The 14286-nt window shown below is 69.0% G+C and carries 15 protein-coding genes; 1 reads left to right on the top strand and 14 read right to left on the bottom strand.

Going from position 1 to position 14286, the window contains the following annotated elements; all coding sequences use genetic code 11:
- Window positions 1–6 precede the first annotated feature (6 nt).
- From lepA to OMP39_RS02700, 14 genes are all read right to left on the bottom strand, one after another.
- On the bottom strand, window positions 7–1815 hold the full coding sequence (lepA, locus tag OMP39_RS02765; RefSeq protein ID WP_264893282.1) for a translation elongation factor 4: 1809 nt from the start codon (window positions 1813–1815) through the stop codon (window positions 7–9).
- 511 nt (window positions 1816–2326) lie between these two features.
- Window positions 2327–3808, bottom strand: a complete 1482-nt coding sequence (locus OMP39_RS02760; RefSeq protein WP_264893281.1) for a DegQ family serine endoprotease — start codon at window positions 3806–3808, stop codon at window positions 2327–2329.
- A 61-nt stretch (window positions 3809–3869) separates the two neighbouring features.
- The gene (locus OMP39_RS02755) at window positions 3870–4892 is read right to left on the bottom strand and encodes a MucB/RseB C-terminal domain-containing protein (RefSeq protein WP_264893280.1); all 1023 of its coding nucleotides are present in this window, start codon (window positions 4890–4892) and stop codon (window positions 3870–3872) included.
- A gap of 12 nt (window positions 4893–4904) precedes the next feature.
- Entirely contained in the window at window positions 4905–5645 is a 741-nt protein-coding gene (locus OMP39_RS02750) for a sigma-E factor negative regulatory protein (RefSeq protein ID WP_264893279.1), read from the bottom strand.
- A 15-nt stretch (window positions 5646–5660) separates the two neighbouring features.
- Window positions 5661–6266, bottom strand: coding sequence for an RNA polymerase sigma factor RpoE (rpoE, locus tag OMP39_RS02745; protein WP_264893278.1), 606 nt, complete (start codon window positions 6264–6266; stop codon window positions 5661–5663).
- Window positions 6263–6730 (bottom strand): hypothetical protein, encoded by a 468-nt coding sequence (locus OMP39_RS02740; protein ID WP_264893277.1) that lies wholly within the window; start codon window positions 6728–6730, stop codon window positions 6263–6265. The genes rpoE and OMP39_RS02740 overlap by 4 nt, the downstream gene beginning before the upstream one ends.
- Before the next feature lie 127 nt (window positions 6731–6857).
- The gene (fabF, locus tag OMP39_RS02735) at window positions 6858–8102 is read right to left on the bottom strand and encodes a beta-ketoacyl-ACP synthase II (RefSeq protein WP_264893276.1); all 1245 of its coding nucleotides are present in this window, start codon (window positions 8100–8102) and stop codon (window positions 6858–6860) included.
- 132 nt (window positions 8103–8234) lie between these two features.
- Window positions 8235–8477: an acyl carrier protein gene (acpP, locus tag OMP39_RS02730; RefSeq protein ID WP_264893275.1), complete on the bottom strand. Its 243-nt coding sequence runs from the start codon at window positions 8475–8477 to the stop codon at window positions 8235–8237.
- A 129-nt stretch (window positions 8478–8606) separates the two neighbouring features.
- On the bottom strand, window positions 8607–9356 hold the full coding sequence (fabG, locus tag OMP39_RS02725; protein ID WP_264893274.1) for a 3-oxoacyl-ACP reductase FabG: 750 nt from the start codon (window positions 9354–9356) through the stop codon (window positions 8607–8609).
- The gene (gene fabD, locus OMP39_RS02720; protein WP_264893273.1) at window positions 9353–10291 is read right to left on the bottom strand and encodes an ACP S-malonyltransferase; all 939 of its coding nucleotides are present in this window, start codon (window positions 10289–10291) and stop codon (window positions 9353–9355) included. The genes fabG and fabD overlap by 4 nt, the downstream gene beginning before the upstream one ends.
- 126 nt (window positions 10292–10417) lie before the next feature.
- Window positions 10418–11407: a beta-ketoacyl-ACP synthase III gene (locus OMP39_RS02715; RefSeq protein ID WP_264893272.1), complete on the bottom strand. Its 990-nt coding sequence runs from the start codon at window positions 11405–11407 to the stop codon at window positions 10418–10420.
- Window positions 11404–12513 (bottom strand): phosphate acyltransferase PlsX, encoded by a 1110-nt coding sequence (gene plsX, locus OMP39_RS02710; protein ID WP_264893271.1) that lies wholly within the window; start codon window positions 12511–12513, stop codon window positions 11404–11406. The genes OMP39_RS02715 and plsX overlap by 4 nt, the downstream gene beginning before the upstream one ends.
- Window positions 12514–12782: 269 nt before the next feature.
- Window positions 12783–12965 (bottom strand): 50S ribosomal protein L32, encoded by a 183-nt coding sequence (rpmF, locus tag OMP39_RS02705; RefSeq protein WP_264893270.1) that lies wholly within the window; start codon window positions 12963–12965, stop codon window positions 12783–12785.
- A gap of 84 nt (window positions 12966–13049) precedes the next feature.
- A complete protein-coding gene (locus tag OMP39_RS02700; RefSeq protein WP_264893269.1) occupies window positions 13050–13607 on the bottom strand; it encodes a YceD family protein in 558 nt (185 codons plus the stop codon).
- 71 nt (window positions 13608–13678) lie between these two features.
- Between OMP39_RS02700 and OMP39_RS02695 the strand changes: the two genes are divergently transcribed.
- Window positions 13679–14278, top strand: coding sequence for a Maf family nucleotide pyrophosphatase (locus OMP39_RS02695; RefSeq protein WP_264893268.1), 600 nt, complete (start codon window positions 13679–13681; stop codon window positions 14276–14278).
- Window positions 14279–14286: the final 8 nt, after the last annotated feature.

The following is a 14286-nucleotide window of genomic DNA, read 5'->3' as shown; positions in this document are numbered from 1 at the left end:
GGCACTTCAATCGTCGACTTGAAGGATGGCCAGGAAGGCTTCCTGCGGCACCTCGACGGAGCCGATCTGCTTCATCCGCTTCTTGCCGGCTTTTTGTTTTTCAAGCAACTTGCGCTTGCGGGTGATGTCACCCCCGTAGCATTTTGCCAGCACGTTCTTGCGCAGCGCCTTGATCGTTTCGCGGGCGATGATGTTGCTGCCGATCGCCGCCTGGATGGCCACATCGAACATCTGGCGCGGGATGATCTCGCGCATCTTGGCCGCCACCTCACGCCCGCGGTGCTGCGCCTGCGTGCGGTGCACGATGATCGACAGTGCATCGACCCTGTCGCCGTTGATGAGCATGTCCACCTTGACGACATCGGCCGCGCGGTACTCCTTGAACTCGTAGTCCATCGACGCGTAGCCGCGCGAGACGGACTTGAGCTTGTCGAAGAAGTCCAACACGATCTCGGCCAGGGGCATGTCGTAGGTGAGCATCACCTGCCGGCCGTGGTAGGCCATGTTGAGCTGCACGCCGCGCTTCTGGTTGGCCAGGGTCATCACCGGGCCGACGTAGTCCTGCGGCATGTACAGGTGCACCGTGACGATCGGCTCGCGGATCTCGCGGATGCGCCCCTGGTCGGGCATTTTCGACGGGTTCTCGACCTGCAGCACCGTGCCGTCGTTCAACTCGACTTCGTACACCACGCTCGGCGCGGTGGTGATGAGGTCCTGGTCGAACTCGCGCTCGAGCCGCTCCTGCACGATCTCCATGTGCAAGAGGCCCAGGAAGCCGCAGCGGAAGCCGAACCCGAGCGCCTGCGACACTTCGGGCTCGAAGCGCAACGACGAGTCGTTGAGCTTGAGCTTTTCCAACGCGTCACGCAGCGAGTCGTACTCGCTCGCCTCGGTCGGGTAGAGCCCCGCGAACACCTGCGGCTGGATCTCCTTGAAGCCGGGCAGCGGCTCCGCTGCCGGCCCCAGGCAGTTCGGCGTCTTCTTCTCGTGGGTGATGGTGTCGCCCACCTTGGCCGCCTGCAACTCCTTGATGCCGGCGATGACGAACCCCACCTCGCCCGCCGCCAGCACGTCGCGGGGCACCGACTTCGGGGTGAAGATGCCCAGTTGCTCGGCCGTGTAGGCCGCCCCCGTGGCCATCAGCTTGATGCGGTCGCCGCGCCTGAGACCGCCGTCGACCACCCGCACCAGCATCACGACGCCGACGTAGTTGTCGAACCAGGAGTCGATGATCATGGCGCGCAGCGGGCCATCGGGGTTGCCCCGCGGGGGCGGCATGCGGGTGATGATGGCTTCGAGGATGTCGTCGATGCCCATGCCCGTCTTCGCGGAGCACGGGATCGCATCCGTCGCATCGATGCCGATCACGTCCTCGATCTCCGCCTTGGCCCGGTCCGGGTCCGCCTGCGGCAGATCCATCTTGTTGAGCACGGGCACCACCTCGACGCCCAACTCGATCGCGGTGTAGCAGTTGGCCACCGTCTGCGCCTCGACCCCCTGGCTCGCGTCGACCACGAGAAGCGCACCCTCGCAGGCCGAGAGCGACCGGCTGACTTCGTAGGAGAAGTCCACGTGGCCCGGGGTGTCGATCAGGTTGAGGTTGTAGGTCTGGCCGTCGCGCGCGGTGTAGGTGAGCGCGGCCGTCTGCGCCTTGATGGTGATGCCGCGCTCGCGCTCGATGTCCATCGAGTCGAGCACCTGCGCTTCCATCTCACGGTCGCTCAGGCCCCCGCAACGCTGGATCAGACGGTCGGCGAGCGTGGACTTGCCGTGGTCGATGTGGGCAATGATCGAGAAGTTGCGGATGTGGTTCATGGATGGGGACGACAGGTGCATTCACGCCGCGCCGAGCGCACCGCGCGCGCTCCTCGAGGGGCCGCCGCAGTGAAAAAAAAGGCGCGTCGAATCGGCGACGCGCCTTCCAACAAAAAGGTATGGCAACTGCTTTGTTGGACCTTCATTGTAGCCAAAACCCCTCTTCGCCAAGCCGCGCCACGTGTCGCCGGGGCCACGTTGCACGTCGCCAACAGGCTTTTTGTGAACAGCTTATCAACAGGGGCTTGTGGACGATTTGGGGATAGCCGGAAGCGGCCGGAACTACAACGAAACCGTAGCCAGAAACGCGCGCGTACCGGTTCGATTGTATCGAAATCCCGACCCAATCTCCGCCCGGCAGGCGGAAATGTTAGTGCGCACACACATCTCGCGTCGGTCGACTTGTCCACACCGCGACCCTGCTTCTCTCATCTGACGAAAAAACCCGACAACCTAGTCGGTTGCCGGGTCCACTTTACGGCGCGCGGCGTCCGAGCCCCGCCGCCCCCGCTCAGCGCGGGCGGATCACTGCGTACTGCGCCCACTCTCCTCGACGGAAGAGGACATTGAACGGTTTGGTGCGGTCCATGCGTGAGAGCAGCTGCTCGAACTGTCGCGCGTCCTTCACCTCGGTGTTGGCCACCGCAAGGATCACATCGCCCTCGCGCAGCCCGGCGCGCGCGGCCGGCCCTTCGGCCGCCTCCACACGCACGCCGCCGCGCACGTTCAGTTCGCGCTGCTGCGCGGGGGTGAGGTCGCTCACCACCAGCCCCAGCGAGCCGGCCACCCCCGCAGAAGGGCCGCTCGGGCGCGGCTCTGTGGGCGCCGCACGCGCGCTGCGCTCCGGCTCGAACTCGGCCACCGTGACGTGCATGTTGCGCGTCGCCCCGCGGCGGAAGACCTGCACCTCCACCTTGCTGCCGGGCTTGGTGTTGCCCACGATGCGCGGCAGGTCCGAGGCCTTCTCGATCGCCTTGCCGTCGAAGCGCGTGATGATGTCACCGGGCTCCATGCCGGCACGCGCCGCCGGGCCGCCTTCCTCGACGCTGCGAACCAGCGCGCCCATCGCCTTGCCGAGCCCGATGGACTCGGCGACCTCGCGGGTGACCTGGTCGATCTGCACGCCGATGCGGCCCCGGATCACGCGCCCCGTGGTGCGCAGCTGTTCGGCGACGCGCATCGCCTCGTCGATGGGGATGGCGAACGAGATGCCCATGAAGCCGCCCGAGCGGCTGTAGATCTGCGAGTTGATGCCGACGACCTCGCCGCGCATGTTGAGCAGCGGGCCACCGGAGTTGCCCGGGTTGATCGCGACGTCGGTCTGGATGAAGGGCAGGTAGTCACCCGTCTCGCGCGCCTTGGCACTCACGATGCCGGCGGTCACGGTGTTCTCCAGGCCGAACGGCGAGCCGATGGCCACGACCCACTCGCCCACCTTGAGCTTGCCGACGTCGCCGATGCGCACGGGCTGCAGGCCACTCGCGTCGATCTTGACCACCGCCACGTCGGTGCGCTTGTCGGCCCCGACGATCTTGGCCTTGAACTCGCGCTTGTCGGCCAGCGTGACGTACACCTCGTCGGCGCCGTCCACCACGTGCGCATTGGTCATGATGTAGCCGTCCGCACTCAGCACGAAGCCCGAGCCCAGTCCGCGCGGCTGCTCTTCCTCGGGCGCCTGGCGCGGCCCGCGGCGCGGATCCTGCCTCGGGCCGGGCAGCGGAATGCCGAAGAAGCGCCGGAAGAACTCCTGCATCTCCTCGTCCATCTGCGGGCCCGGCATCTGGCCGGGGCGCACCTTCTCGGTGGTGCGAATGTTGACCACCGAAGGCCCGACGCGGTCGACCAGTTCCGTGAAATCGGGCAGCGCCGCGGCCGCCTGGGCCCGTCCGGGCAGCGGCCAGAGGATCAGGCACGCCAAGGCCGCGAGCAGTGTCACGGCCAGGCGCTGCCAGCGCAGGGTCACTGCATGCGTTGTATGGGTTCTTGCAGTCATCGCTCACCTCAGGGAACACGCCGCGCGTCGCCGCGCGGCCACTCAAGGCCGCGGGACGCACTCACGGACGCCGCTCGAGGCCTTGCACGAACAGACGCAACCCCGCGGGCGGCACCTCGCCCACCGCGGTGATCCACCAATCCTTGTAGCGCTGCGTCAGGGTCTGCGTGGCGCCCATGCTCACCAGCATCTCCTTGCGATGCGGCTTCGCGTCGTAGGGTTCCACGAACAACGAGACGTGGGCCAGTCCGTCGGAGAAGATGGCCTGCAGCACCGCAGCGGGGGCCGCCTCCTCGACCTCCTGCGCCACACCCGGCTTCAACCCGCGCCGCACGACGCTGACCTGCCGGAAGCCGGGCACCTTGGCGCGGAACGTCCACCCTTCCTGCTCGAAGGAGGTCTTGACCATCTCCGGGCGTGCCACCTTGTAGCCGTCCAGCCGCTTCATCGGCCCCAGCACCGCCTCCGGCTGAGGCTTGACGCCGATGGCCACATCGGAAAAGGCCGACGACTCGAGCACCTGATCCTGCTCGTCGAGCATCTCGGCGCGCAGCAGCAGCCCCGTCTTGCGTTCGGACCACAAGCGGTAGCCGTACCGCAGCGTGTCCTTCGGCTTGACGAGCAGCACGTCCGCCTCGTGCCCCGCGACCCGCTCCACGCCCAGCCGGTGCACGTCGTAGTGGTCGGTCAGGCGTTCGCCGTCGCTTTGCAGCAGCCCGGGGAAGGTCGTCAGGGTCTCCCGATGCTCGACCATCGCCGTGCGCGAGGCGGGCCACAACGTGATGACCGTGGCGTTGTGACGAAACACCTTGCGCATCTGCCCGTCGAGCGACTCGATGCGCTCGAACTGGTTCGGGCCTTCGCAGTAGTGAACGATGCGCGCGCTGGCCACCTGCCCACCCGCGCTCACGACGAAAGTGCCCTGGAAGTTGTTGCGCCGGGCCGCCTCATGGATGCGCAGCAGCCACTCGCGCACCTCGGCCCGGCTCAGCGGTGCGGCCATCGTCTGCCCCGCCACCGCGGCACCGGCCAAAGCGAGGAACGTCCATGCCACCAACGGGGCCCACCAGCGTTGCCACTGCATCCGCACTCCCTGTCAGCGGCTCGGGCCTTCGTAGGTGGCACTGCGCAGGAAGCCCGACGGCACCCCGAGCGCCGAGCTGCCGTCGAACTGCTTGTGCGCCGAAAGGTACTGGTCGAGCCGGGCATCGCGCACCAGCGCGCCGTTGGCCAACTGGGACTGAGCGATTGGCGTGTGCACCACGACCGTTTGCGAAGCCGGCAGCGCCGGGCTCGCCGACGCCTGCAGCGCCACGGGTTGTACGGCGGCCGGGGCCGCGGGCGTGGCCCCGGTCAGGGTCAGGCCCGCGCCGCCACCGGCGGGTGCGAATTCGGGCGTGCGCGTCACACTGAGCACGCCGACCACGGCCATCACGCCGGCCGCCGTCGCCAGCGGCGCGGTCCAGGCCCGCCGGCGCCGACGCCAGACGAGCGCCCGGCGGGCCTCCTCGTCCGCCTCCGAGGGGTGCCCCTCGGCGGGCGCGGTGAGGGGCGCGGGCGCGACGATCGGCGGCTCCGCCGACAGACGCTCACGCAGCCGGGCGACGAAGACGACGTCGTCGCGCCCGCGGCCGGCCAATTCGTCGGAGCGCATCACGTCGCCAATCAGGTGATACAGATGCCAAGTCTCGCAGATGCCGGCGCGCGCGGCCGGGTCGTCCCGCCATGCGGCCAGGGTCTGCTGGAGATCCTCGGTTCCGGCTTCGCCGTCGGCCAGCGCCGACAGGCGTTCGCGCGCCTGCCGGCTCAGCCCTCGATCCACACCATCCATCGACATCTCAGCACTCCTTCGTCACCAGCGCTTGCCATCCGGCGTATCGAGCAGCGGACGCAACCGCTCGGCGATCGCCTCGCGGGCGCGGAAGATCCGTGAACGCACCGTCCCGATCGGACAATTCATCACCTCGGCGATCTCTTCATAGCTCAAGCCTTCGATCTCGCGCAGCGTGATGGCCTGCCGCAAGTCGTCCGACAGGGCTTCGATGGCCGCGTTCACCGTGTTGGCGATTTCCTTGCTCGCCAGCACGGCCTCCGGCGTTTCACCATCGCTTAGTTCGTTCTCCACACGGGAAGTTTCGTCCTCGTCCTCGAGCGAGGTGAGTGCCGACCCCGTGACGAGCGGGTCGCGCTTGAGCTCGACCAGGGACTTCTTCGCGGTGTTGACCGCGATGCGGTACAGCCAGGTGTAGAACGCGCTGTCCCCGCGGAACTGGGGCAAGGCGCGGTAGGCGCGGATGAAGGTTTCCTGCGCGATGTCCTGGATCAGATCCGGGTCGCGCACCATCCGGCCGATCAGGCGCTCGATCTTGCGCTGGTACTTGATGACCAGCAGCTCAAAAGCCTTCTGCTCTCCGCGCTTGACGCGTTCAATCAGCAGGTGGTCGGCGTCGGCGCTCATGCATCCGGGGAGTTGGAAACCGCCAGCGGGTCATCCCCGGGCGTGCGGCAATATACAGCACACCGCAAGGCATGCCAGAGAGATGGCGCATCCGAGGCGTCGACGGGCACCCATCGGCGGGGGCCCTTGCCGCCGGCCGGCAGAAGGCACAGCAGCAATCGGTCACCGAGATCGAGCACGACCTGGACGCGGCCGCTGCCGCCCACCCCGTGAACGGGGGAGACGGGACGCCAGTGCCAGCCTTGCCCGTCGAAGCGCAGGCGCAGGGGCGGCAGAGACACCGCCGCCCGCACCGCCCACAGGACGAGGGCGCACAGCAAGAGGGCCAGCGGCCAGCGGTCGGGGGCGCCGAGCACCCAGGCCGCGAGCCCGCCCAGCGCCAGGAGCGCCAGCGCGGTCACGGCGCGCCGCCACCAGCGGTGACGGTGCACCGTCAGCTCGAGCACCGGGGCGCCGCGCCGCATGGAAGGCCAAGGTCAGGGACATCGGGCGCGCCGACGCCCGGGATCGTGGCCGCGGAACCGGCCGGCCACCGAGCCGCTGCCGCGCCGCCGGCGCATGCAAGAAGACGGGTGCGCCGGGCGGCCGAGGTCACACCCGCTTGAACACCAGGGAGCCGTTGGTACCGCCGAAGCCGAAGTTGTTCTTCAGCGCCACGTCGATCTTCATCTCCCGCGCGGTGTTGGCGCAGTAGTCGAGATCGCACTCCGGGTCCTGGTTGAAGATGTTGATGGTCGGCGGTGAGACCTGGTGATGCACCGCAAGCACGGTGAACACCGACTCGATCCCGCCCGCGCCGCCGAGCAGGTGACCGGTCATGGACTTGGTCGAGTTGACGACCAGGCGCTTGGCATGGTCGCCGAACGCGAGCTTGATCGCGTTGGTCTCGTTGACGTCGCCGAGCGGCGTGGAGGTGCCGTGGGCGTTGAGGTACTGCACCTGGTCGGCGTTGACGCCGGCATTGCGCAGCGCGGCCAGCATGGAGCGCCTCGGGCCGTCCACGTTCGGGGCCGTCATGTGGAAGGCGTCGGCGCTCATGCCGAAGCCGCCCAGTTCGGCGTAGATCTTGGCGCCGCGCTTCTTGGCGTGCTCGTACTCCTCGAGCACCATCACGCCGGCGCCCTCGCCGAGCACGAAGCCGTCGCGGTCCTTGTCCCAGGGGCGCGAAGCGGTCTTCGGGTCGTCGTTGCGGGTCGACAAAGCGCGCGCCGCGGCAAATCCCCCGATGCCCAGGGGCGAGACGGTGGATTCAGCGCCGCCGGCGATCATCACGTCGGCATCGCCGTATTCGATGATGCGCGCGGCTTCGCCGATGCAGTGCAAGCCCGTCGTACAGGCCGTCACGATCGCGAGGTTCGGCCCCTTGAAGCCGTAGCGGATCGAGACGTGGCCGGAGATCATGTTGATGATCGACGCCGGCACGAAGAACGGCGAGATGCGCCGGGGGCCGCGCTCGGTGAGTTCCTTGTGGGTTTCCTCGATGAGCGGCAACCCGCCGATGCCCGAGCCCACCATGCAGCCGATGCGCTCGGCCTCCTCCTCCGCCAGCGCCTCGCCGACGGGCAGGCCGCTGTCCTGCACGGCCTGCACCGAGGCCGCAAGGCCGTAGTGGATGAAGGTGTCCATGTGCCGCGCCTCCTTGGCCGGCATGTACTCCTCGACGTTGAAGCCCTTCACCTCGCCGGCGAAACGCACGGCGAGATTGGATGCATCGAACTTGGTGACGAGGTCGATGCCGGACTTTCCGGCGAGGAGGTTGGACCAGGACTCGGCCACCGTGTTGCCCACGGGGGTCACGAGGCCCAGGCCGGTGACGACGACGCGGCGACGGCTCATGCGATGGAGGGACAGTGTAGGTTCAAGGGCGGGCGGGGAGGCGTCGGCATCCCCCGCGCGGGGCACGGCCGCACGGCGGAGCCGCCGGCCGCGCGCGGCCGCATCAGCGGCCCGCGAGGAGAAGTCGGGGCGTCAAGCCGCCTTGTAGTGCTTCTTGGCGTAGTCGATGGCCAGTTGCACCGTGGTGATCTTCTCGGCCTCTTCGTCCGGGATCTCGATGCCGAACTCGTCTTCCAGTGCCATGACGAGCTCGACGGTATCCAGCGAATCCGCGCCAAGATCGGCCACGAAGGACTTTTCGTTGGTCACTTCGCTTTCGGCCACGCCGAGCTGCTCGGCAATGATCTTCTTGACGCGTGCTTCGATATCGCTCATGACTCCTCCAGGAGGGTTTTCAGAAACAGCCCGAGATTTTACGGCCGTTGAAGTGACAACTTCCCGCCGGCCGACCGGACGGGCACCGCCGGTCGAAATTGCGCGCCGCCGCGATGGGCGGCGCCCGGTTCAGCTCATGTACATGCCGCCGTTGACGTGCAGCTGCGCCCCCGTGATATACCCCGCCTGCGGCGAGGCGATAAAGGCCACGGCGTGGGCAATGTCTTCCGGGCGGCCCAGGCGGCCGAGCGGGATCTGCGCCATCAGGGACTCGGTCTGCTGCTCCGACAGCGCGCGGGTCATGTCCGTCTCGATGAAGCCCGGCGCGACGCAGTTGACGGTGATGCCCCGGCTGCCGAGTTCGCGGGCCAGCGCCCGCGTCATGCCGGCGACGCCGGCCTTGGCGGCGGCGTAGTTGGCTTGGCCGGGGTTGCCGCTCGCGCCCACCACCGAGGTGATGTTGACGATGCGGCCGTAGCGCTGCTTCATCATCGGGCGGATCACCGCACGGCTCAGTCGGAACACGGCCTTCAGGTTGGTGTCGAGCACCGCGTCCCAGTCCTCGTCCTTCATACGCATGGCCAGCGTGTCGCGCGTGATGCCGGCGTTGTTGACCAGCACATGCAGCCCGCCGTGCTCTTTCAGGATGGCGTCGATCGCCGCTTCGACGCCTGCGGCATCGTTGACGTCGAGGCGGATGCCCCGGCAGCCCGGAAAGGCGGCCAGCGCCTCGCCGATGCTGGCCGCGCCTGCCTCGGTGGTGGCCGTTCCGATGACCTTGACGCCCTTGTGGGCGAGCTCCAGGGCGATGGCGCGGCCGATGCCGCGCGTGGCGCCCGTGACCAGGGCAACCTGCCCTTCCCAGGACATCTCGTTCATGCGAGCAATCCTTTCACTTCGCTGAGGGTGGCCGGGTCGTAGACGGTCGCGGTGACGAGCTCGGCGTCGATGCGCTTGACCATGCCGGCCAGGACCTTGCCCGGCCCGCACTCGATGATGTGCGCCAGGCCCCGGCCCTTGAGGACCTGGATCGTCTGGACCCAGCGCACCGGGCCGAAGGCCTGACGATAGAGCGCGTCGCGGATGGCGTCGGCGTCGCGCGCCTCCTGCACGTCGATGTTGTGCAGCACCGGGATGCGCGGAGCGCGGAACGGCGTGGCGGCGAGCTTTTCGCGCAGCCGCTCGGCGGCCGGCTTCATGAGGCTGGAGTGGAACGGCGCCGAGACCGGCAACGGCAAGGCGCGCTTGGCACCCGCCGCCTTGAGCACTTCGCAGGCCTTGGCAACCGCGGCGGCAGTGCCTGCGATCACGGTCTGCTTGGGGTCGTTGAAGTTGACGGCCTCGACCACCTCGCCCACGTCGGCCTGCGCCTGCGCGCAGCCGGCGCGCACGGCCTCGGCGTCCAGCCCGAGGATCGCGGCCATGCCGCCGGCACCGACCGGCACGGCTTCCTGCATCGCCTGCGCCCGCAAGCGCACCAGCGGCAGCGCGTCGGCGAATTCGAGCGCACCGGCCGCGACGAGCGCGGTGTATTCGCCCAGCGAGTGGCCGGCCACGGCGGCCGGTTCCCTGCCCGTCTCGGCGATCCACACGCGCCAGCAAGCCACGCCTGCGGTGAGCATCACGGGCTGGGTGTTGGTGGTGAGGTCCAGCTCTTCCTTCGGCCCCTGGGCGATCAGGCGGCCGATGTCCTGGCCGAGAGCCGCGGACGCCTCGGCCAGCGTCTGCTGCACGGCGGGATGATCGCCGAAGGCATCGAGCATGCCGACGGACTGGGAACCTTGCCCCGGGAAGACGAACGCGAACTGGGTCATCTCGATACTCGTCGTAGGGTCAGTGAAGACCGCGCGGGCCCGGCGAGCCCTGCCGCCGGCGCCCATCGGGCCGCTCGGCGGCTCACGCACGGGCGAGACCGGCTGCGCGGCCGGGGAGAAATCGGATCAGTAGTCGAGCAGCACCGCACCCCAGGTGAAACCGCCGCCCACGCCCTCGAGCATGAGCGTGTCGCCGCGCTGGATGCGCCCCGTGCGCACGGCGTGGTCGAGGGCCAGCGGAATGGAGGCCGCCGAGGTGTTGCCGTGCTCGTCCACCGTCACCACGAGGCGCTCGAGCGGCAGCTTCAGCTTCTTGGCGGTGCCCTGCATGATGCGGATATTGGCCTGGTGGGGGATCAGCCAGTCGATGTCCGCCTCGGTGCGGCCGGCTTTCTCGAGCACAGAACGGGCCACGTCCTCGAGGACGCTGACGGCGAGTTTGAACACCGCCTGGCCGTCCATCTTGAGCAGCGGGTCGCCCAGCACCTGGCCGCCCGAGACGGTCCCCGGTGTGCAGAGGATGCCCACGTGCCGTCCGTCCGCGTGCAACTCGCTGGCCAGGATACCGGGCGTGTCGCTCGCTTCCAGCACCACGGCACCGGCGCCGTCGCCGAACAGCACGCAGGTGGTGCGGTCGTTGAAGTCGAGAATGCGGGAGAAGACCTCCGCCCCGATGACGAGCGCACGGCTGGCGGTGCCGGCCTTGATCATGGCGTCGGCCACCGAGAGCGCATAGACGAAGCCGGAGCACACGGCCTGCACATCGAACGCGGCGCACCCGTGGACCCCCAGCTTCTGCTGCACGATGCAGGCCGTCGACGGGAAGACCATGTCGGGCGTGGAGGTCGCGACGATGATGAGATCGATCTCGGCGGGCGTGCGGCCGGCGGATTCGAGCGCCTGCCGGGCCGCCGCGACGGCCAGGTCGCTGGAGGCCACCGCGGGGTCGGCGAAATGCCGCGCGCGGATGCCCGTGCGCTCGACGATCCACTGGTCGGAAGTCTCGATCCCTCGCTGGGCGAGGTCGGCGGCGAACTCCTCGTTCGTCACGCGGCGCGGCGGCAGGCAGCTGCCGGTGCCGGTGATACGGGAATAACGGGGGGAAGAGGCGGTCATGCAGTCTTGGTCACCGGCACCGGCGTCTCGGCGGCGGGCAAGGCCTGCAGCGATTCGACGATACGGTCGTGTACCCGGTCGAGCAACCGGTTTCGGGCCGCATCATACGCTCGATGGAGGGCCTGCTCGAACGCGAAGGCATCCGCCGAGCCGTGGCTTTTGAACACCAGCCCGCGCAAGCCGAGCAGTGCCGCGCCGTTGTAGCGTCGGTGGTCGACGCGGTGCTTGAAGTGCCGCAGCACCGGCAGGGCGACCAGCGCGGCGAGCTTGGCGTAGGCGTTGCGCGTGAATTCCTGCTTGATGAAGCTCGACAGCATCGCGGCCAGCCCTTCGGCCGTCTTGAGCGCGACGTTGCCGACGAAGCCGTCGCACACCACGACGTCGGTCGTGCCCTTGAAGATGTCGTTGCCCTCCACGTTGCCGTGGAAGTTGAGCAGGCCGGCATCGGCCGCCGAGCGCAGCAGCTCGCCGGCGCGCTTGATCGTGTCGCTGCCCTTGATGACCTCCTCGCCGATGTTGAGCAGGCCCACCTTCGGATCGGGCTTGCCCTCGACGGCGGTCACCAGGGCCGCACCCATCAGGGCGAACTGCAGCAGGTGCTCCGGCTCGCAGTCCACGTTGGCGCCGAGGTCGAGCACCGTCGTGTAGCCGTCCTTCTCGTTGGGCATCACCGTGGCGATGGCCGGGCGGTCGATGCCGTCGAGCGTCTTGAGCACGTACCGCGACACGGCCATCAGTGCGCCGGTGTTGCCCGCGGAAACGCATGCGTCGGCCGGCGCCCGGCCGTCGTCGGCAGGCTTGACCTGGCTGATGGCGACCCGCATGGACGAGTCCTTCTTGCGGCGCAGCGCCACCTCGACGGGGTCGTCCATCTCGACGATCTCGGAGGCGGCGATGCGTTCGCAGCGCGCCCACCCTTCGGCCGGCGCGAGCGCCTCCGGACGCCCGACGAGCAACAGCTGGGCGTCGGGATGGCGGTCGAGAAAAGCGCGGCAGGCCGGCAAGGTGATGGACGGGCCGTGATCGCCGCCCATGCAGTCCACCGCAAGGCGCACGGGGCGACCGTCGGCCACCCCCGCAAGAGACTGCACTGAAGAAGAATTCATCATCGGCACTTCGCGCCGCCGCGAATACGCACCCCGGCGCCGACACCCGCCCACGCAGGCGCACAGCGCCGCACGCGCGACCCGGCCTCAGCACCCAGGCGGACAGGCACGACCGCGCGGGCAGCGCTCGCCGCCGCGCGTGACACACGACACCACAGCCGCACTGACGGCGCGGCATGCCCGGGGCTCGGCGCCGCCGGCGCGCGCCGGTCAGACCGCACGACGCCGATGCTCACCGAGCACCTACGCTGGCAGCGGGGTCAGGGCGATCAGGCGTCCGCCTTGGTCTTGAGGACCTTGCGGCCGCGATAGAAACCGGTCGGGCTGATGTGGTGACGCAGGTGGACTTCGCCCGTGGTGGGCTCAATCGCGGTCGGCGGGTTCTCGAGGTGCTGGTGGGCACGATGCATCCCGCGCTTCGACGGCGACTTCTTGTTCTGTTGAACGGCCATGGCTCGCTCCTTGGAAAACCCTCGATTCTAGCATGGCGCGGCAGCCTCCCCCCCGGTGCGGCGGAAGGGGCAGCACCGCAAGCTTCACGCCTTCGGGGTCTTCTTCAGCGCGGCCAGTGCGGCGAAGGGGTTGGGGCGCGGCTCCTCGTCCTGGTCGAAGTCCGCGTCGCGCACCGCGCCCCCGAGCGGCATGGCGCAGTCGGCGTGGCGGGGCACGATCGGCAGGGCCAGCAGGAGTTCGTCCTCGACCAGGGCGTGCAGGTCGAGTGAACGCGTCAATGCGAGGACGTCCTCCTCGCTGTCGAGGTCGGCCTCGGCGGCGCGGGTCTCGTCGCGCTCGAAGCGATACTGGCGGTCCACGTCCAGTGCGACTGCGACGGGCCGCAGGCAGCGCTGGCATTCGAGCGAGATGGACGTGCGGGCGCGCAGGTGCAGCCAGACCTGCGGCTCGTCGCCGGGGCGCGGCCGCAGTTCGCCTTCGGCGGACCAGGTGACGGCCGTCTCGGCGACCGGGGCCTCCTCGTGGGCCTCGCGGGCCATGCGTTCCATCCCGGCGAGCGGCCAGGCCCCCTCGAGGCGAGCGTCGGCGCGCGCGAAGGCGGCCACGTCGAGGTGCAGCGGGTCGAAATCTTTGGCGGGCATGGTCCAGGGCGTGTGAACGGCCCTCAGTGTACCGAGCGCCGGAGCGCGCGGCCTTGCCCGACAATGCCGGCATGTCTTCCATTGCACCCCCTCCCCTGGTACTCGGCTCGACCTCGCGCTACCGGCGCGAGCTGCTCGAGCGGCTGCGACTGCCCTTCGATGTGGCGGCCCCGCAGGTGGACGAAACCCCGGCCCCAGGCGAAGCCCCGCGCGAGCTGGCCCTGCGCCTGGCGCTGGCCAAGGCCCGGGCGGTGGCCGCCTTGCGCCCCGAAGCCGTCGTGATCGGATCGGACCAGGTGGCCGACCTGGAGGGTCAGCCGATCGGCAAACCGGGCACGCACGAACGCGCGGTGGAGCAGTTGCGCCGCATGAGCGGGCGCAGCGTGGTGTTCCACACCGCCGTCGCCGTGGTGCGGCCGGTCACCGGCTTCGAGCGTGTCGACCTGGCACCGGTGACGGTGCGTTTTCGCACCCTGGACGATCGCGAGATCGAAGCCTACCTGCGGGCGGAGCAGCCTTACGACTGCGCGGGCAGCGCCAAGTCGGAGGGCCTGGGCATCGCGCTGCTCGAAGCGATCGAGTCTGACGATCCGACGGCGCTCGTGGGGCTGCCGCTCATCCGCACCTGCGCGTTGCTGCGGGCCGCGGGGCTGCCGGTGCTGCGGGCATGAGGCCCGGC

This window comes from Schlegelella aquatica, assembly GCF_026013905.1.
Lineage (GTDB): Bacteria > Pseudomonadota > Gammaproteobacteria > Burkholderiales > Burkholderiaceae_C > Caldimonas > Caldimonas aquatica.
This window is presented reverse-complemented; position numbering and strand designations above follow the sequence as displayed.